This window comes from Silanimonas sp., from assembly GCF_044377035.1.
Classification (GTDB): Bacteria; Pseudomonadota; Gammaproteobacteria; order Xanthomonadales; family Xanthomonadaceae; genus Silanimonas.
The window spans coordinates 24,231-42,268 of record NZ_JBILJW010000014.1 but is presented as its reverse complement, the minus strand read 5'-3'; the positions used below and the strand labels follow the sequence as shown (position 1 = coordinate 42,268).

The window sequence follows — 18,038 nt, the reverse complement described above, 5'->3', positions numbered from 1 at the left end:
CCTTTCGCGGAAGAGTGGTGCAATACCGTCCGCCCACCACAGGAGGCCCGATGGCCACGACGACGGAAGGCTTCATCACCAGCAGCGATGGCACGCGCCTGTTCTTCCGTCGTCACGCGGCGGCGGCACCCAAGGCACGCATCCTCGTGATTCACGGCTTCGCCGAGCATGGCGGGCGCTACATCGAGCTGTTGGAGGCCCTCGCCGACGCCGGCTTCGACGCGCTGGCCTTCGACCTTCGCGGCCATGGGCGCTCGGACGGACTGCGTGCCGACCTCCGCCGGTTCGAGGATTACCTCGACGACACCCGCGCCGCCTTCGAGGCGCTGACGGCCGGCACGAAGGATGGCGCGCTGGTCTTCGGCCACTCGATGGGCGGGCTGATCGCCACGCATTTCGCCGCGTCGGAGCCGCAGCGTTGCCAGGCCTTGGCGCTCAGCGGGCCGATGTTCGCGCGGATGATGAAAGTGAACGCCGTGAAGCTGCTCGCCGCCCACGTGCTGGGCCGCCTGTTGCCCCGATTCGCGATGCCGAGCGGCATCACCGGTGCGCACCTGACGAGCGATCCCGCCGAAATCGCGATCCACGACGCCGACCCGTTGATCCTCCACCAGGCGCGGGCGGGATGGTTCCTGGCCTTGGAAGCCGCGATGGCCGCCACCCCAGCCTGCCTGCCGCGCCTGACGATGCCGCTCTACCTGATGCATGGCGAGGCCGACCCGCTGACGTCCTTCGAAGCGAGCCGAGCACTGTTCCCGCAGGCGGCGAGCACCGACAAGACCTTCGTGGCCCTGCCGGGCTTGCGCCACGAAACCCTGCACGAGATTGGACGGGAGAAGGTGCGGGCCGGCCTCGTCGCGTGGCTGGCAGCGCAGGCGGGCCTGTCGGCACCCAGCCATGCCTGAGTCGACCCGCCGGCTCTGCTACGCCATCGTCCGACAACCGGCGCGCAGCCTGCTCGACGCCTGCGAGCTCACCCACCTCGACCGCGTGGCGATCGACGCTGAAGGCATCGCTCGCGAGCACGCGGCCTACCGCGACGTCCTGGCGGCCATGGGGCTCTCGGTGACGGTGCTGCCCGCGATCGAGGCGCACCCGGACAGCGTCTTCATGGAAGACACCGCCGTGGTGCTCGACGAGGTGCTGGTACTCACCCGACCGACGCGCAGCCGCGAGGCCGAGCCGGCGCACCTGCTCGCCGATGCCGGCGCTCTCGGGCGCCCCGTTGCTCGCATCACCGCGCCCGGCACGCTCGAAGGCGGCGATGTGCTGCGCGTCGGACGGCGACTGATGGTGGGCCTCACCACGCGCACCAATGCCGAGGGCGTGGCGCAGCTGCACGCGATCGCCGAGCCCTTCGGCTACACGGTCGAATCCTTCGCCGTCGGCCGCAGCCTGCACTTCAAGACCGCCTGCACCGCGCTCGACGAGGGATTGCTGCTGGTGAATCCGGAATGGGTCGATGCGCAGGCCCTGCGCGCGGCCGGCTTCGAACTACTCGCCGTTCCCGGGGACGAGCCCTTCGCCGCGAACCTGCTCCGCGTCGACGATCGCGTGCTGATCAATGCCGCAGCGCCGAGAACTGCCGCGTTGGCGCGGGACGCTTGGCGGGCCCGTGGCCACGCACCCGATGCGCTGTTCGACACGCCGCTGGTTGAATTCGGGAAAGCCGAAGCCGGCCTGACCTGCCTGAGCCTCGTGTACGCCGACCCAGCCTCGACGTGATCCTGCCCCCGATGGCGGCAGCATGAGCGCATGACCAGCCTCGGCCCCCTGCCCTTCACTGTGTTGATCCTCGTCGCGGCCTGGGGCGTGGGCACCGTCGCGGGCCGATGGCGCGCGCGCGGCCTGCCGGACCCCAAACCGGCCGTTGGCGGTGCCTTGTTCGACATTGCGCTCGTGGGCCTGGTGGTCGCCCGCATCGCGTTCATCGTCGCGTGGTGGCCGCTGTATGCCGCCGACCCGTGGGCGATGCTGCGGCCCGGCGATGGCGGCTACCTGCCGATCGCGGGCGTGATCGCCGCACTCGCCTTCGCCGGATGGCGCGCGTGGCGGACGCCCGACCTGCGTCGCCCCCTGCTCGCGGGGCTGGTCGCCGCGGCGCTCGCCTATGGCGCACTCACGGCGGGCTTGCAGCAGTGGCAGGCCCGGGCCATCGGCCTCTCCGACGCCGTGCTCACGGGGCTCGATGGGCGCAGCACGCGCCTCGTCGCGCTGAAGGGCCAGCCGATCGTCGTGAACCTGTGGGCGACGTGGTGCCCACCCTGCCGACGCGAAATGCCCGCGCTCGCCGCGGCACAGGCCTGGTACGACGACGTGCACGTCGTGTTCGCGAACCAGGGCGAGGACGCCGGCACCATCACGCGTTACCTCGAGAGCCAGAACCTCGCGCTCGACCTTGTGCTGGTGGATCGGCTTTCGCAGCTCTCGCAAGACGCCGGAGCGCGCGGCCTGCCCACGACGCTGTTCTTCGATGCGCAGGGGCGGTTGATAGACGTGCACGTCGGTGAACTCACCCGCGCCGGCATCGCGGCGCGACTGGCCGGTAACTCCACAAAGCTGCCGATGCCGCCCTAGGTGCCGCCCAGCGCCTTTCGGACCCAGTCCACGCGCTTCAGCCATTCGAACAGCACCGCGGCCAGCACACCCACCACCACGGCCATCGCGGAGGCCGAGACGCCCGGCGGCGCGAAGCCGAACAGCGTCGCGGCCGTCGGGCGGCGGTATCCTTGCCGCCCCGAAACGCCAAGCCCGATCGCCCCATGGCCAAGCTCAACGCCCTGCAGGAACAACTGCTCAAGGCCGGTCTCGCGAAGAAGTCGAAGGCCGCCGAAGCTGCACGCGAGCAGGAGAAGGCACGTCGCGGCGAAGCGCCGTCGGCCGCTGCCGAAATCCAGCGCGAGGCCGAGCGCGCCCGCGAAGAAAAGGTCGAACGCGACCGCGCGTTGGCCGCAGCCCAGAAGGCCGAGGCGCAGGCCAAGGCGCTGCGCGCGCAGGCGCGCCAGATCACCCTCGACAAGCGCGTCGCGGTGAAGGGCGACATCGAATACCGGTATCCGATCGACGGCGCGATCCGCAGCCTGCTGGTCGATGAGGCCACGCGACGCCAGCTCGCCAATGGCCAACTGGTGATCGTGCGCTTCGAGGATGGCGTGGCGCTGTTGCCGCGACTCGCCGCTGAGAAGGTGCGCGAGCGCGCTCCCGATCTGATCGTGCTCGACAACCGCAGCGCCGCCGACACCGCAGCCACCGCGGGCAGCACCGAGGACGACGCGTACTACGCGCAGTTCACGGTGCCGGACGACCTCGTCTGGTGACACGCCGCCTCGGGCGTTCCCGAGGACACCGCGGCGTCAGTGCAGGGTTTCGCGCCCCTCGTCCGCCGCACGCAGCCGGTACTCGACCGCACAGCGCATCAACGCACCCGCGGTATGCAGTTCGAGCTTCTCCATCAAATGGTGGCGATGCGTCTCCACCGTCTTGATGCTGAGGCCCAAGCGATCGGCGACCTGCTTGTTCATCAGCCCCTCGCCCAAGGCCACCAGGACCTCCGACTCGCGTGCGGTCAACAGGGCGAACCTGGCGCTCTGCCGTTCCCGTTCCTCGCGGCGACGGTGCTCCTGCTCGGCCACGGCGGCAGCTTCGCCGACTTGGCGGGCATAGGCCTCGAGGTCGACCGGCTTGGGCAGCACGGTGAGCATGCCTTGCTGCATCGCTTCGACCACATGGGGCAGATCGACGACGCCGGACAGCATCAGCGCCGGACCGTCGAAACCCGCGCGCCTTGCCAGACGCAACGCGGCGATGCCGTCGGTGCCGGGCATCGAGTAATCAATCGACAGCACCTGCGGGTGGCCCCGCCCCACGTCCGCGTAGGCCAGCAGAAAGGCGTCGGCACCGGAGGCGCCTCGGGCGTCGAGGCCGAATGCCTTCAGCACATCGACGAGCAGAGTACGAAGGTGGTCGTCATCGTCGACCACCCACACGATCACCGGCATGCGCGCCCCCTGATCCATGGTCCCCACGTCCAAGGCTACCCTACCGTTGCGCGGGCGGTCTTCATGGGCGGGCCTCGGCGGCGGCCCGCCGCAGCACCGGCATCTCACGCCCGGCGATGCCCACGGCGATATCACCGAGGTTGGCGAGCGTGTACTCGAGCTGCGCTTCGATATCGACAAGGCTGGCACGCAGCTCATCGCCGTCCCAACGACTGGCGATGGATTCGATGCGGCTGTACGCATGGCCAAGCGCCAAGGCACCAACGGTGAAGCACGAGACCTTCAGGCGTCGGGCGCACCGGGCCGCCTCCTCCAAGTGGCCCTGGGTCGCCTCGCGGCACAGTGCCTCGTGCTGCCATCGGCACACGGCCTGGAACATGAGGTAGAAGCGGCGCAGCTGACGGGGATCGTCCCCGGTCAGGGCTTCCAACGTACTGGCGTCGAAATCGGGGCAGCGGATGCTCATGGCGTCCTCGTCGATCGGGGCCGGCGGCCCGGATGCGATGACGGTAAGGCGCGACCCTCCTCCCGGCGCATCCGCAACGACTTCTGTTCGGATCCTCGACGTGCGTCACGGACGCGCGTTTGCAATCGGAAGAACAGGGGCGCGGCCTGCGATCGTGGTCACGTTTGCTGATCGGGCTTTTCCCGAATCACGAAACGCGTTGCGCGGACTAGCGTTCAAGCTTGGGCCCGCGCCCCGCGGACCCGACGTTCTGGCGGAGGTGCGCGATGCAAGCCATCCGTTCACTGGTCCAACGCTGGCGTTCGGCCCGCGACGACCATCGAGTCGCGGTCCTCATGATCCTGTCCCTGGTCGCAGGCTGCGTGCTCCTACCCTTCGTCGTCGCCCGGGCCATGCGCGGCGAGTGGGCCCTAGCCATCGCCGACCTCGCGACGTCGGGCCTTGCCTTTGCGTGCTTCGTCCACGTGCTCATGACAGGTCGTCTGGCGGTCGCGACCTACGTGATGACCATCGCCGGCACGGCCTTCTCGGTATGGGCCGCCGCCCGGCTGGGCGAGCACGGGTTCTTCGTCGCCTTCCCGCTGGTCGCGGTCAACTTCCTGCTCCTCCGCTCCCGCGAGGCTTGGACCCTGCTCGCCACCATGCTGGTCGCGGTCACGGCGATCGCGGCACCGAAGAGCGGACTGCTTTTCATCGCGGCCTATTGCGGGGCGATGCTCGCCTTCGGCCTCTTCGCGGCCACCTTTGCGTCGCAGTGGAACCGGCAGAGTGCAAGAATGGCCGCGCAGATCGCCGAGATCGGCGAGAAGGAGCGATTGCAGAAGGCCCTGTTCGACATCAGCGAACTGGCCGACCACGCCGAGAGCGACGAGGCGATGCTCGAAGCCATGCACCGCGTGGTCGAGCGCCTGATGTACGCGCGGAACTTCTACATCGTCTCCCTCGACCGGGAGCAGGGAACGATCCGCTTCGACTACTACGTCGACGAGCAGGACGACGCGATCTTCGGGGACGTCCCCGTCGATAACATCAAGCACGGCCTCACATGGCACCTTCTCACCGGCGGAAGGCCGCTGCGCGGCACCATGGCGGACGTGGCGGCACAGGTTCGCGGCGAGCTCCGCGGGATCGGCAGCGATGCCAAGAACTGGCTGGGCGTCCCGATGCTCGTCGATGGCGAGGTCGTCGGCGCCATGGTGGTGCAGTCCTATACGCACGGCGTCGTCTACACCGAGCGCGACCAGTCGGTACTCGGCTTCATGGCGAGCCAGATCCAGCACTCGCTGGCCCGTCGCGGCTACCGCGAGCGCCTGGAGCGCCTCGTCCATGAGCGGACGCGCTCCATCGCAGAGCTCTACAGCCAGCAGCACGCGGTGTTCAACTCCGCCCCCGTCGGCCTGATGATCGAAGGCGATGGCCGCGTCGTGATGGCCAATCCCGAGCTTCACCGGATCCTCGGCGAGGCCTCCGGCTCGCTGCAGGACCAACCCGTCGACCCGCGACTCGCGAAGGCGGGGGACATCGCCATCACCACGGCGGAAGGCGATCGGCGCTGGATCGCCGTCCACCGGACCGATGCCTCGGTCGACGGCCAGCGCGAGGCGGCGGTGGTCGTGGTGCAGGACCTGACGGAGCGCAAGATGCTTGAAGGACTTGCCGAATCCTCCTTGCGGGACGCGCTCGAAGCAAAGACGTCGGCCGACCGCGCGCGCGAGCAAGCCGAGCAGGCGAACCACACCAAGAGCGAATTCCTCGCGATGATGAGCCACGAGATCCGCACGCCGATGGCTGGCGTGATCGGCATGCAGGGCTTCGCGTTGCGCGACCGCCATCTCTCGCCGGGGACGCGCGACCAGATCGAGTTGGCGCAGGAGAACGCCCGCGCCCTGATGACCATCATCAACGACATCCTCGATTTCTCGAAGATCGAGGCACGGAAGATGGCCGTCGAGAGCGTCGACTTCTCCGTCCGCGCGGTCGTCGACGACCTCTACGAGCTCATGGCCGACCGCGCTTCGGCGAAGAGCGTGATGCTGAAGGTGCACGTGGAGAACGCATTACCCGACTGGTCGAAGGGCGACCCCACTCGGCTGCGGCAAGTGCTGGTGAACCTGGTGGGCAATGCCGTGAAGTTCACCGAAGTGGGCAGCGTGACGGTCAGCGTCCGCCACCGGCTTCAGGCGGACGGCGTGCCGATGGTGGAGTTCGCGGTGCAGGACACGGGCATTGGCATCCAGCCCGAAGCGATGCAGCGGCTGTTCGATGCCTTCACCCAGGCCGACACCTCGACCACGCGCAAGTACGGCGGCACCGGCCTCGGCCTGGCGATCTCGCGCAACCTCGTGGAACTGATGGGTGGGACGATGAACGCCGACTCGAAGCCCGGCCTCGGCACGCGCTTCTGGTTCGCACTTCCGCTGCCCAACGGCAACGCACCGGATAGCGCCGAGGACGACGCGCAGTCACCGCACACGCACCGCCTCGCCATCCTCTGCGCCGAGGATTACCCCACCAACCAGATCATCATCCGCACGCTGCTCGAGGATCGCGGCCACGACGTCGACATCGTCGAGAACGGCAAGCTCGCCATCGATGCGCTTGCCCGCCGCGACTACGACCTGGTGCTGATGGATGGGCGGATGCCGGAGATGGATGGCGCCACCGCCACGCGCCACATCCGCGCCGGCGGCATCGACCACGTGCGCGTGCGTCGCCCTGGCCTGCCGATCATCGCTCTCACCGCGAACGCCACCTCGGAGGACCGGCGGCTCTACCTGGAATCCGGCATGGACGAGTTCCTGTCCAAGCCGATCAACGAGCGTGAGCTGCATGCCCTGCTCGAACGAATGGTCGGGCGACTGCTCGCGGAGGGCCGCCCGCTGCCACCGCAGGACCAGGATCCGGGCGCCGCTCTCGATGCACTGTTCGGCATCGTGGAGGCACCCGCGAACGCACCGGCGCCTCCGCCGCAGGGCAGGACCGACACCCCGCTATCCGGCGCGGAACGCGCGGGCGCTCCACCGACGAAGCGCAAGGCCGGGCCCGCGGACCTGCGCTCGCGCATGTGGGGAGCCTTCCTCGCAGACCTGCCGGAACGCCGCCGCGCCCTGGTCGCCAGCTTCGAAGCCCGCCACGCCATCGAGCTCGCACAGCAGTTCCATGGCATCAAGGGCAGCGCTGGCTTCCTCGCCCCGGACGGCCCCCTGCATCGGCTCGCGGGCGAACTGGAGAAGGCCGCCGACCGCGAGGATTGGCCCTTCATGGATGCCGAGACGCCCCGCCTCCTGACCTTGCTGGACCCCGACACTCTTGGAGAGCCGCATGAAGATCCTGCTCGTCGATGACGACGCCGTGTCGCGGATGGCCCTCATCGACCTGATGTCCCGTTTCGAAATGCTCGATCCGGTCGAGGCCAAGGACGGCATGGAAGCCTGGGACCTGCTGCTCGGCGGAATGACGCCGGCCGCGGTGCTGAGCGACCTGCACATGCCGCGCCTCAACGGCATCGAACTGTTGCGGAAGGTGCGCGCGCACCCAGGCTTGACCGATCTGCCCTTCGTACTCGTGACCTCGGCATCGGACGTCGGCACGGTGAAGCAGGCCATGGGACTGGGCGTGGAGCATTACCTCGTCAAACCCTTCGACGTTGAGTCCGCGGAATGCAGCGTCGCGCGCGCCATCGGCCACGCGTGGATGGCCGCGGCCGAACCGCCGTCCGCCACCCAGCAACGCCTTCGCATCCCCGGGGAGCGGCTGATGGTTTACCTCGACTCGCTCGCAAAGCAGGTGAGGCAACTGCAGAGCGAGGTCAACGACCTGCCGTCGGCCGGGGCCCTTTGGCCACGGATCGACACCGTCAACACCGGCTGCCTGACCTTGGGGCTGTGGCATGGCTCGCGCATCGCGAAGCGCATCCGCGAGGAAAGCGCCCTCCACTTCGACCGGACGCGGGTGGCGCGCGAGCTGCAGGAGATCCTCGACCGCGTGGACGACCAGGTCAACAACGCTTGAAGTCCTCGCGCGTCGCAAGCACCGCACGTGCGTGGTCGAGCCCGATCGCGACCACGCGGTCGAATGCCCGCCACTGCAGCAGGCCGACATCCGAGACGTCCGGTTGGAACGCGAGGTCGACGAGTTCGCGCATTCGCTTCTGGTGCGAGGTGCTGGCCATCAGCGCGACGTTGACCACCGTCGTCCCGAGGCTCGGGAAATCCTTGTAGCGCCGTCCGTCGCGACGACGGAACAGACGGTCGAGCAGGAACGCCCAAGGCGACGGCACGTCGGCGTGGTCGAGCGCGCGGTAGGCGTCCTGGCTCAGGTCCACGCCGATCACCCGTACCGCGCCCGCCGCGCGCATCAGGTCGACGGGGTAGTTGTTGAAGGTGCCGCCATCGACGAGCAACTCGCCGTCGCGCAGCACCGGCGGCAGCGCGGCCGGGATCGAGACGCTCGCGCGCAGCGCCTCCGACAGGCGGCCGCGCCGCAGCACGTCGGCCCGCTGCCGCGAGCAGTTGGACGCCACGCAGAAGAACGGCTTCCACAGATCCTCGATGTCCGCCGCGCCATCGAACGCCTCGGCGACGGCGTCGTCGATCACGCGCTTCAGGCGTCGGCCACGCAGCAGCGACATCACCGGCACCCAGTTCACGTCGCCGGTCGGGTTGCGGCGGAACGCCTCGCCGGCCAGCGCACGCACGCGCGAGGCCGGCAGGCCGGTGGCGGCGTAGAAGCCCATCACCGCGCCGATGCTGGTGCCGCCGACGACATCCCATTCGATGCCCCGCTCTTCGAGTGCCTGCATCACGCCGACGTGGGCGAAGCCGCGCGCTCCACCGCCGGCCAGCACGAGGCCGATAGCGCGGCCCGCAACGATGCGCGCGACCCGCCGCCAATCACCGGGATGCCCACGCCGCAGGTGCAGGTGCGACAGGCCATCGACCGCGAGGTGCGGGCGCGCCGCCAACCAGGCCGCGGTATCGCGGGGCCGTCGCCGGTCGTCGGGGTGCACCAGCCACAGCGCCTGGTGCGCGGCGATGCGCCGCGCGTCGCCAACGAGATGGGCGAGCTCCACGCCCTGCGGCGCGGGATCGGCATCGGCATCGGTCGCCAGCAACACCAGGTCGGCCTGACGCAGGCACAGGCGCGTCCAGGCGGTGTCGGCCGAATCGGCCACGAACACCTGCAGCGCATGCGCGGCTTCCTGCTGGTCGAGCCAGTCGAGCAGGCGTCGATGCTCGCCGAGCGCCTCGGCTTCCACGGCCTCGATATCCAAGCCGAGTGCCGCTTCCACGCTGCGACGATCGTGCAGGGCGACCGCACCGGCTGACGAGTCGTCCGCCGATAGCGCGGAGAGCTCGGCGTGCAGGCGCGATGCGAGGTCATCGCCGTCGATTGCCGCCTGCAAAGGCAGCACGCAGACGTTGATGAAGCCCTGTCGCCGCGCGCTGCCGCGCTTTCTCGACAGGCGTTCGATCAGCTTGCGCGCGAGCGGCAGCCCAGCCCGTGGCCAGCGCTGGAGGACGTCGATGAAGTCGGCACCATCGAGCCGCACCAGCACGCTGTCGCGCAGTGCGCGCACGGTGGCCGTGCGCGGCGCGCCGGTAATCACCCCCATTTCGCCGATCGGCTCGCCGCGGCCGATCTCGCCAAGTACCGCATCCGCACCGCGGCTGGCGACGAGCCGCCCCGAGAGCACCAAGTAGAGCGCATCGGAAGGCTCACCCTCGCGCATCAGGACCGTACCTCCCGGCAGCTCGAGCGTGGTGAGCCGCGGCTGGAGGCTGGCGAAGAGGCCCGGCTCGAGCTCGCCAAACACCTCGGCGAGGGTGTCCTCGAGCAGGCGCTGGTGGAAGCCGGCGGCGTCCGATGGCGGTGCTGGCGTGGGCATCGCCGCATGGTAGGCGATGCCGGCCCCGCGGCGTCGCGGCGGCTCAGTCCGGATCGGCCAGCAGCGTCAGCGACCCGTCCTCGCGCCGCACGCGGAAGCGGCGTTCATGCCGCGCCGTCGCCAGTGCCGCCGGATCCGCGTAGTGGCGCTCGGCGACCCGCTCCGCCTCCAACTCGAGATAGCGGACCCGCAATTCGTCGCGACCGATCGCCAGAAGCATCGCGCCATTGCGCCGTGTCTGCGCGTAACGCAGGCCGCCGTAGCCAGCGAGCAGCAGGGCGTCGAGGTTGGCGGCGAGGCGAGCCCCCGCCTCGCGCGTCGCGGCGTCGCCACCCGCGTTGCGCTCGAGGATGGCGCCGAGACTCTTGGACGACACCGCCGGCGTCGTGAACTCGACGACACGCGGCCGGTGCTGGCTGGCGAAGCTGGCGTGGATGTCGCCACTCAGCAGGACCGCACCTTCGCCGTCGAAGTGGTCGAGCCAGGCGTCGCGCTCCACGGGAAAGCCATCCCAGTGGTCGACGTTGAGCAGCACTTCGTGCGCCCAGCCGGCGGGGGCCTGGACCTCGGGCCGGCGCAGGTCGAGGCGCAACGGGGTAAAGGACACTGAACTGGCCACCAGGCGCCAGCGCGCATCACGGTGGCGCTCGGCCGCTCCGGCGAGCCACGCGGCCTGCGGAGCGCCCAATGCGCTGCCGAGCGGGCCGCCGATGCCGGCGGCACGCAAGCGGGCCAACAGGCCGAACCCCTCCGCCAGAACGAAATAGCGGCTGCCGACGGCATCGAACAACCGCGACTTGCCCACACCGGCCCAGCTCAGTCCGCGCGGCAGGTCCGGCGATTCGGGGATGGCGCCTGCATCGAGGAAGAACGGCGCGGCCGCGTCATGGCGGGCGAGGATGGCGTTGACCACCGGCAAGGCCATCGGCGCGGCGAGAACGGCATCGATCCTCGCCCGGACGTCCGCCTTCGCGAGGCCCTCGGCGGCATAGGCTTTGTGCAGCGCGCGGGCCAAGGGCCGGCGCCAGCGCCGGTACTCAGGCGTGTTGATGTCGATGTAGGGCTGAAGCCGCGAACGCCACCCGTCAAAGGATTCGCCGATGCGCGGAAGAGCGTCCTGCAGCGTCGGCTCGTCGAACACCATCGCGCCTGGGAAAGCATCTTCGGGGACGAGGTGGTCGGGACGCGCGCTGCGGTAGTCGGTCATGCACAGCGACGCTCGACGGCCGAAACGGAACTCGCGCCAGATGCGCGTCGCGGGGTGCAGCGCGCCAGCGTCCACGGCCGCGCCTTCGAACGCGCCGCCGACATCGACCGGCATGTACTCGAACCACGCCTGCTCCGACGCCCGCCGCCGCGCCGCATCGCGTTCGTCCTGGCGGCCGTCGTGGAAGGTCGCCACGTCCTGCCAGGCGTCGTCGGCGAACTCGTGGTCGTCCCAGATGGCGATCAGCGGCGCCTTGGCCAGCAAGGCCTGCAGCACCGGGTCCGTGCGGTATTCGCGGTGCAACTGGCGGTAGTTGTCGAGGCTGCGCGCCGACTGGAACCCGCCGTCGCCGAGCGTGAGCGCGCCCGCCGCGTCGTCGAACACCACCCGCCGCCCGTCGCCACTCTGGAAGGACGGATCGCCCGTGGTCTCGTAGATGAAGTCGCCGAGATGCACGATGGCATCGAGCGGTTCTTCCAGCAGCGGCAGCAGCGTGTTGTACCAGCGGCCGTTGTAGTCCTGGCAGCTGAGCACGGCGAGGCGCAGGTCGCGCTCCTCGTCATCGCCCGGGAGGGTGAGGGTGCGGCCCACGGGCGATGCTGCCGCGGGCCCGCCCTCGATGACGAAGCGGTAATGCCACGCGGTGCCGGATTCGAGATCGTCGACGCGGACCTTCAGACAGCCGTCGGTTTCGGCACCCACGGCGAATGCACGCTCGACGCGAAGGCGTTCGAAGCCCGCGTCCTCCGCGACCTGCAGAACGACCTCCCGCCCCCACGCCTGCGGTGCGAGGCGCGTCCACAGCACCACGCTCCGCGCCGACGGGTCGCCCGACGCCACGGCCTGCGGGAACAGGGACGCATCGATGGGCAGCGTGGCCGCGAAGCGACGGGCATGCAGTGGCAGCACCACGGCGGCGGCGGTCACGGAAAGCAGGCGCAGCACGGCGCGGCGGCTGATGGGGGGCATCGGTTGGCCAACAGAGGGGGGAAGGCAGCCGGCTATTCCAGCCCCCGCATCTTTCAGGACCGTGACCGGTTGTCGCTTTTAACGGCATTGCAACGACTCGCGACGACGCTGGCGTCTCCAACACCCCATGGAGTTCCCCTCGATGCGTCGCCCCACCCTGCTTGCCTCGGCGATCCACGCCGCCCTCGTCCTCGTCGCGGCCCCCGCGTTCGCCCAGGACGCCCCCACCGCCGGGGCGGCCAGCGTCGACGCCACGATGATCGACACGATCGTGGTGACGGCGCAGAAGCGCGAGCAGCAGGTTCAGGAGGTGCCGATCGCGATCAGCGCTTACTCGGGCGAGTTCCTCGAGGGCTTCGGCATCACCGGCATGGATGACATCGGCAACCTCGTGCCCGGCCTCGAAGTACAGGAGCAGAGCCCGAACAACCCCGGCTTCGTGATCCGCGGTATCACCTCCGACAGCGGCGCGTCGTTCTCGCCGCCTCGCGTCTCGGTCTTCCAGGACGGCATCGCCATCTCGCGCGCCCGCGGCGCCGTGGTGCAGCCCTTCGACCTCGAGCGCGTCGAAGTGCTGCGCGGCCCGCAGGGCACGCTGTTCGGCCGCGGTGCGCAGGTCGGCGCCGTGCATCTGGTGCAGAAGAAGGCCTTCCAGGGCTACGAAAGTGGCTTCACCGTGGGCCTGGGCAGCGACGAATGGCGTCGTGCCAGTGGCTACGCCAACGCCCCGCTGTCCGAGTCGCTGGCGATGCGCCTCGCCGTTTACCACGAGAAGAACCAAGGCTTCGTCGAGAACCTCTCGGGCGGCCACCTCAACGGTAAGGACACCAGCGCGCTGCGCCTGTCCCTCGGCCTCGACCTCGGCGACACGAACCGTGTCGACGTGATCTTCAACCACCAGGTGGATACGCCGCCGGGCACCGCCTTCCGCACCAACGTGCTGCCCACGCGCGCGGGCAGCCGCGACCTGTTCGATGGCACCGCCGACCTGAACCGCGGCGAGCAGCTCGGCCTCGACCGCCACGTCACCGGCTTCACCGTGCTGGGCCAGTTCGCCATCAACGAGTCGTGGAGCCTCTCGACCATCAGCGGCTGGCGCGAATTCGCTTCGCTGGAAGAGTTCGACGCCGACGGCTCGCAGCTGAATGCGCTGGAGTTCGCCGAGGACGCCGAGGGCGAGCAGTGGAGCCACGAGTTCCGCTTCAACTACGACAACGGCGGCGCCTTCCGCGGCTTCGGTGGCATCAGCTGGTTCAAGGAGGATGGCTTCCAGCGCGTGCCGTTCAGCACCGACGAGCGCCAGCTCGGCGCCCTGCTCTCGCCGGCCCTGCGCGCGGGTGTCGCCGGTGCGACGGGCGGGCTGATCCAGCTGCCCGTGGTCAGCCCGCTCAACCCCAACCTCACGCCGTTCCTCGGCTACACGGCGTTCCCGGCGCTGGGCATCCCGGGCATCCCGCTCGGCACGCCGCTGCCGCTGCGCGCCAGCCATCGCGAGGAGTACACGAACTTCGGCGAGGTCGATGCGATGGATATCTTCGCCGACGGCACCTGGTCGGTCACCGACCGCTTCGACCTGACACTCGGCCTGCGCGGGACGCGCGAGGACGTGCGCTCGGGCTACGAAGCCTTGACCTTCGGCGGTCTCTCGCCGCTCGGTCAGGTCCTGCCGGCCGCCCCGACCAACGTCGCGATTCCGAACATCCTGTTCCGCCCGGTGGCGCGTCGCTTCGCCGAAGACACCTACTCGTCCTTCGTGGGTCGCGTCGTGGCCGCCTACCGCTTCAGCGACACGCTCAACGGCTATGCCAGCGTTTCGCGCGGCCGCCGTCCGGACGTCATCGAGTTCCCGACCGGCGGCAACGGCACGCCCAACTTCATCCCGGCCGAAGTGGTGATGAGCTATGAGCTCGGCTTGAAGGGCACCGCCTTCGGCGAGGCGCTGACCTACGACATCGCCGTGTTCGACTACGACTACAGCGACTTCCAGGCCAGCGTGCTCAATCCGAACGGCATCGGCACGATCACCGCGAACGGCGGCAACGCCAGCGCCACGGGCGCCGAGCTCTCGGTGATCTTCCGCGCCAGCGACGGCCTGCAGGCCTTCTTCACCTACGGCTATGTCGACGCCAGCTTCGACGAGCGCGACGACGCGGGCCGTCGCCAGAGCCTCGCGGGCAACCGCTTCCGCCTGACGCCGGAGCACTCGGCCTCGGCCGGCCTCGACTGGCGCTTCGGCGTGGGCGACGGCCTCGACGCCTACGTGCGCCCGAGCTGGAACTGGCGCTCGCAGGTGTTCTTCGAAGACCAGAACCAGCGCGGCATCGAGCAGGCCGGCTACGGCCTGGTCGACGTTCGCGTCGGTGTCGAGTTCGGTGATGGCCGCTGGGACCTCGGCGCCTTCGTGAAGAACGCGGGCGATCGCGAGTACCTGATCGACGCCGGCAACACCGGCCTCAACTTCGGCGTGCCGACCTTCATCGTCGGTGCGCCGCGCACCTGGGGCGTGGAGCTGACCGGCCGCTTCTGATCCGCGAGCCTCGATCCGCTCTTTCCAGGCACCACGACGTCCGCCCCGCTCCCCGGGGCGGATTTCGTTTGGGCTGGCCGAGGAACCCGGCCGACGCCATAGTGCGCGCCACCCCAACGCAAGCCATCGCCCTTGGATCTCGAACGCTGGCAGCACGCCGACCCGGAACACGGCCTCACCCTGCGCGGCTGGCACACGCCACCCCGCGGCCTGCCGCTGCTGCACGTGCTCCACGGCAACGGCCTGTGCGCGCGCACCTACGCGCCGATGCTCGCGCCCCTGGCCGAGCGCTTCGATCTGTGGCTCTGTGATGCCCAAGGCCACGGTGACAGCGATGCCGGCGAGCGCTTCCTCGGCTGGAACGCCAACGGGGCGATGGCCACGCGTGCCTTCCGCGCCCACCACCCCTCACCCACCGTGCCGGTGTTCGCGGTGGGCCACAGCTTCGGCGGCGTGCTCACCGCCCTGATGGCCGCGGCCGACCCGGGACTGTTCCGGCGCATCGTCCTGCTCGACCCGGTGATTTACACGCCGCTGGTGGCCGCGACGGTCGCCCTGCTTGAGCGCCTCGGCTGGCAGGGGGCCTTGCCCCTGGTGCGCGCCACCCGTCGCCGGCGCACGCGCTGGCCTTCGCGCGACGACGCCTTCGCCCGCTTCCGCGGCCGTGGCGTGTTTGCCGACTGGCGGGACGACGCTCTGCGGGCCTATGTCGACCATGGCCTGCGGGAGGACGGCGAGGGCGTCACGCTGAAGTGCCCAACGTCCATCGAGGCCACGATCTTCAGCTCGGGTCCCGTCGGCCTGTGGCGGCAGCTCGACCGGCTCGCCACCCCGACCCTGCTCATCCACGGGGACCGCACGCTGCCCTTTGTCGGCCCTTCCGCGCGACGGCTGGCCGCCCGACACCCCCACGTCCGCGTCGACGCGATCCAAGGCTCCCACTGCTTCATGCTGGCCCAACCCGAGGCCACGGCGGCCCGCGTGGCGGCCTTCCTCGGCGAGGCCTGAATCCGGGCCTCGGCGGCGCCCGTGGCAGAATGCACGCCTGCCCCGGTCGTTTCCGCCATGCCCACCGAACTCAGCCAAGCCTTCTACTTCGAAGCCGCGCACACGTTGCGCCGCTACGTCGAGGGCGAGATCGAATCGAGCAAGCGGATCCACGGCCACACCTACCACGCCGAGGTCACGCTGCGCGGCGAGCCCGACCGCGAGACCGGCATGGTGGTGGACCTGGGTTTCGTGCGCCGCGAGCTGGCGGCGCTGCGCGACCGCCTCGACCACCGCTTCCTCGATGAGGTCGAGGGCATCGGCCCGGCCACGCTCGAGAACCTCTGCGCCTTCATCGCCCGCGAGCTGCAGCCGTCGATGCCGCTGCTGGTGCGCGTGTCCGTGTTCCGTCCCGCCTCGGGCGACCGCGCGACGCTTCAGCTCGGCTGAGGAAAGCCCTCGGGCAACTGCAGGTGCTGCGTGAGCGTCGCCGGGTCCACGCCCGGCGCGTTCGGCAGGCGGCCCAAGCACGGCACCGGCAGCGCGGCCTTCAGGGCCTCGAAGTAATCGTCGGGGAACAGCATCGTCGGTTCGACGTCCGAAGCGATCCAGCCCAGCACGGGGAAGCCCCGGGACAACACGGACTCGACGGTCATGCGCGCGTGGTTGATGCAGCCGAGCTTCAAGCCGACCACCACCAGCACCGGCAGGCGCAGCGCCCGCGGCAGCTCGCACTGGTCGAGCTGCGCGTTCACCGGCGCGAGGAAGCCACCGACGCCTTCGACCAGCACCACGTCGGCCTGGGCCGTCAACTGCGCGAAGGCCGCTTCGATCGGCGGCATCGTGACCTCCACGCCATCCAGCCGCGCCGCGATCTCCGGCGCTGTCGGCTCGCGCAGCGCCCACGGATTCACCAGCGCGTAGTCGGGGCGCGGATCGCTGGCCGCCTGCAGCGCGAGGGCATCTTCGTTGCGCAGACCCTCGGACGTTTCCTCACTGCCGCTGGCGACCGGCTTCATGCCCACGGCGCGCAGGCCGCGCTGGCGGAGCGCATGGAGCAGGACGGTGCTGGTGAAGGTCTTGCCGGCGCCCGTATCGGTGCCGGTCACGAAGAAAGCGGTTGTCATGCGGTGGAGGATGCCAAAGCGGCCGCAAGGCGGCGTCGATGCTGCGCGCGCAAACCGACCTGGGCGAAATGCATCACGAAGAAGATCATGCCCGGCGCGCCGTAGCGCAACGAGTCCGTCCACAGGCTCAGGCCCAGCGACACCAGCGAGAACAGGGGCAGCAGCGCCCACTGCCGCATCACCAGTCGAAGAGCGAGGACCTCCACGGCATCCAGGCCGAGTGCTTCGCGCTGGCGCCAGGCATGGTGGTTCAAGGCCCACAGCACCGCCCCCATCGACCCGAAGGCAATGGCGAAGGTCTGGAACATGCGCTGCACTTCCGCGATCGTGCCGAACGGGAAGTTCGACGGCAGCGCGCCGCCGCTGATCCAGTCGAAGAAGACGGCGAACACGATCTTCAGCGGGAACACGAAGATCAGCGTCAGGAAGATCAGCAGCAGGCTCCACTGCCGGCTGCGCGGGTCATCCAACCCGAAGCGCTCGCTCCAGTCGACATGGCCGCGCCAGAAGGTGGCGATCAGCCAGAAGCAGGCGGCGAAGGCCGGGACGCCCTTCAGTGCCGCCGCCAGCTCGTCGGGCGTGCGCGGCACGCTGCCCACGGCTATCACCATCAGCGTCAAGGCGAAGGCGAAGGCCGCATCGACGAAGGCTTCCAGCCGCGTGGTGCGCTCGCCGCGAAGGCGGAAACCGAACGGATCGCGCGCGCCGGCGACGCGTGCCAAGGCGTCCGCCCCGATGCCCATCCCGCTGTTCGACGGATCGCTCCCCATCACCACTCCCGGCCGCACACCGCGGCGTTGCCCGTCGATTCTAGGGGGACGGCCTAGGCGCACGGGGCCACGGAGGGACTCGCCTACACTGGGCGCTCGA

Annotated in this window: 15 protein-coding genes; 9 read left to right on the top strand and 6 right to left on the bottom strand. The window is 69.7% G+C overall.

The genetic code is table 11. The features are described from left to right. The first annotated feature begins 50 nt into the window (after positions 1–50). From ACIQ6S_RS09365 to ACIQ6S_RS09350, 4 genes are all read left to right on the top strand, one after another. Positions 51–905: a lysophospholipase gene (locus ACIQ6S_RS09365; protein ID WP_397608128.1), complete on the top strand. Its 855-nt coding sequence runs from the start codon at positions 51–53 to the stop codon at positions 903–905. After that, positions 898–1,725 (top strand): dimethylarginine dimethylaminohydrolase family protein, encoded by an 828-nt coding sequence (locus tag ACIQ6S_RS09360; RefSeq protein WP_397608127.1) that lies wholly within the window; start codon positions 898–900, stop codon positions 1,723–1,725. The genes ACIQ6S_RS09365 and ACIQ6S_RS09360 overlap by 8 nt, the downstream gene beginning before the upstream one ends. Before the next feature lie 30 nt (positions 1,726–1,755). Then, positions 1,756–2,577, top strand: coding sequence for a redoxin family protein (locus ACIQ6S_RS09355; RefSeq protein WP_397608126.1), 822 nt, complete (start codon positions 1,756–1,758; stop codon positions 2,575–2,577). A 185-nt stretch (positions 2,578–2,762) separates the two neighbouring features. Further along, on the top strand, positions 2,763–3,317 hold the full coding sequence (locus ACIQ6S_RS09350; protein ID WP_397608125.1) for a DUF2058 domain-containing protein: 555 nt from the start codon (positions 2,763–2,765) through the stop codon (positions 3,315–3,317). Between the two features lie 36 nt (positions 3,318–3,353). Here the strand turns inward: ACIQ6S_RS09350 and ACIQ6S_RS09345 are convergent, their stop codons facing one another. Next, a complete protein-coding gene (locus ACIQ6S_RS09345; protein WP_397608124.1) occupies positions 3,354–3,998 on the bottom strand; it encodes a response regulator transcription factor in 645 nt (214 codons plus the stop codon). A 61-nt stretch (positions 3,999–4,059) separates the two neighbouring features. Then, entirely contained in the window at positions 4,060–4,464 is a 405-nt protein-coding gene (locus ACIQ6S_RS09340; protein ID WP_397608123.1) for a hypothetical protein, read from the bottom strand. Between the two features lie 335 nt (positions 4,465–4,799). Between ACIQ6S_RS09340 and ACIQ6S_RS09335 the strand changes: the two genes are divergently transcribed. Then, complete coding sequence (locus ACIQ6S_RS09335; RefSeq protein ID WP_397608122.1) at positions 4,800–7,808, top strand: ATP-binding protein; 3,009 nt, start codon at positions 4,800–4,802, stop codon at positions 7,806–7,808. Further along, entirely contained in the window at positions 7,786–8,475 is a 690-nt protein-coding gene (locus ACIQ6S_RS09330) for a response regulator (RefSeq protein WP_397608121.1), read from the top strand. Before ACIQ6S_RS09335 ends, ACIQ6S_RS09330 begins: the two co-directional genes overlap by 23 nt. Here ACIQ6S_RS09330 and ACIQ6S_RS09325 read toward each other — a convergent pair. Beyond that, entirely contained in the window at positions 8,462–10,351 is a 1,890-nt protein-coding gene (locus tag ACIQ6S_RS09325; RefSeq protein WP_397608120.1) for a patatin-like phospholipase family protein, read from the bottom strand. The two genes, ACIQ6S_RS09330 and ACIQ6S_RS09325, sit on opposite strands and share 14 nt — an antisense overlap. A 43-nt stretch (positions 10,352–10,394) precedes the next feature. Beyond that, complete coding sequence (locus tag ACIQ6S_RS09320; protein WP_397608119.1) at positions 10,395–12,527, bottom strand: alkaline phosphatase D family protein; 2,133 nt, start codon at positions 12,525–12,527, stop codon at positions 10,395–10,397. Positions 12,528–12,669: 142 nt separating this feature from the next. On the opposite strand from ACIQ6S_RS09320, the gene ACIQ6S_RS09315 reads away from it, so the two are divergent. The 3 genes from ACIQ6S_RS09315 to ACIQ6S_RS09305 all read left to right on the top strand — a co-directional run bounded on the left by ACIQ6S_RS09315 (position 12,670) and on the right by ACIQ6S_RS09305 (position 16,491). Continuing rightward, positions 12,670–15,054: a TonB-dependent receptor gene (locus ACIQ6S_RS09315; protein WP_397608118.1), complete on the top strand. Its 2,385-nt coding sequence runs from the start codon at positions 12,670–12,672 to the stop codon at positions 15,052–15,054. A gap of 132 nt (positions 15,055–15,186) precedes the next feature. Continuing rightward, positions 15,187–16,062 (top strand): alpha/beta fold hydrolase, encoded by an 876-nt coding sequence (locus ACIQ6S_RS09310; protein ID WP_397608117.1) that lies wholly within the window; start codon positions 15,187–15,189, stop codon positions 16,060–16,062. A 57-nt stretch (positions 16,063–16,119) separates the two neighbouring features. Continuing rightward, complete coding sequence (locus ACIQ6S_RS09305) at positions 16,120–16,491, top strand: 6-carboxytetrahydropterin synthase (protein WP_397597134.1); 372 nt, start codon at positions 16,120–16,122, stop codon at positions 16,489–16,491. On the opposite strand, the gene bioD is transcribed toward ACIQ6S_RS09305, so the two are convergent. Beyond that, the gene (gene bioD / locus ACIQ6S_RS09300; protein ID WP_397608116.1) at positions 16,479–17,168 is read right to left on the bottom strand and encodes a dethiobiotin synthase; all 690 of its coding nucleotides are present in this window, start codon (positions 17,166–17,168) and stop codon (positions 16,479–16,481) included. The genes ACIQ6S_RS09305 and bioD overlap by 13 nt on opposite strands. Continuing rightward, positions 17,165–17,938: a TMEM175 family protein gene (locus tag ACIQ6S_RS09295; RefSeq protein WP_397608115.1), complete on the bottom strand. Its 774-nt coding sequence runs from the start codon at positions 17,936–17,938 to the stop codon at positions 17,165–17,167. The genes bioD and ACIQ6S_RS09295 overlap by 4 nt, the downstream gene beginning before the upstream one ends. Positions 17,939–18,038: the final 100 nt, after the last annotated feature.

Excerpts from the sequence above, each read along its gene's own strand:
- ACIQ6S_RS09365 (WP_397608128.1), top strand. The coding sequence starts at position 51 with ATGGCCACGACGACGGAAGGCTTCATCACCAGCAGCGATGGCACGCGC.
- ACIQ6S_RS09360 (WP_397608127.1), top strand. The coding sequence starts at position 898 with ATGCCTGAGTCGACCCGCCGGCTCTGCTACGCCATCGTCCGACAACCG.
- ACIQ6S_RS09355 (WP_397608126.1), top strand. The coding sequence starts at position 1,756 with ATGACCAGCCTCGGCCCCCTGCCCTTCACTGTGTTGATCCTCGTCGCG.
- ACIQ6S_RS09350 (WP_397608125.1), top strand. The coding sequence starts at position 2,763 with ATGGCCAAGCTCAACGCCCTGCAGGAACAACTGCTCAAGGCCGGTCTC.
- ACIQ6S_RS09345 (WP_397608124.1), bottom strand. The coding sequence starts at position 3,998 with ATGCCGGTGATCGTGTGGGTGGTCGACGATGACGACCACCTTCGTACT.
- ACIQ6S_RS09340 (WP_397608123.1), bottom strand. The coding sequence starts at position 4,464 with ATGAGCATCCGCTGCCCCGATTTCGACGCCAGTACGTTGGAAGCCCTG.
- ACIQ6S_RS09335 (WP_397608122.1), top strand. The coding sequence starts at position 4,800 with ATGATCCTGTCCCTGGTCGCAGGCTGCGTGCTCCTACCCTTCGTCGTC.
- ACIQ6S_RS09330 (WP_397608121.1), top strand. The coding sequence starts at position 7,786 with ATGAAGATCCTGCTCGTCGATGACGACGCCGTGTCGCGGATGGCCCTC.
- ACIQ6S_RS09325 (WP_397608120.1), bottom strand. The coding sequence starts at position 10,351 with ATGCCCACGCCAGCACCGCCATCGGACGCCGCCGGCTTCCACCAGCGC.
- ACIQ6S_RS09320 (WP_397608119.1), bottom strand. The coding sequence starts at position 12,527 with ATGCCCCCCATCAGCCGCCGCGCCGTGCTGCGCCTGCTTTCCGTGACC.
- ACIQ6S_RS09315 (WP_397608118.1), top strand. The coding sequence starts at position 12,670 with ATGCGTCGCCCCACCCTGCTTGCCTCGGCGATCCACGCCGCCCTCGTC.
- ACIQ6S_RS09305 (WP_397597134.1), top strand. The coding sequence starts at position 16,120 with ATGCCCACCGAACTCAGCCAAGCCTTCTACTTCGAAGCCGCGCACACG.
- bioD (WP_397608116.1), bottom strand. The coding sequence starts at position 17,168 with ATGACAACCGCTTTCTTCGTGACCGGCACCGATACGGGCGCCGGCAAG.
- ACIQ6S_RS09295 (WP_397608115.1), bottom strand. The coding sequence starts at position 17,938 with ATGGGGAGCGATCCGTCGAACAGCGGGATGGGCATCGGGGCGGACGCC.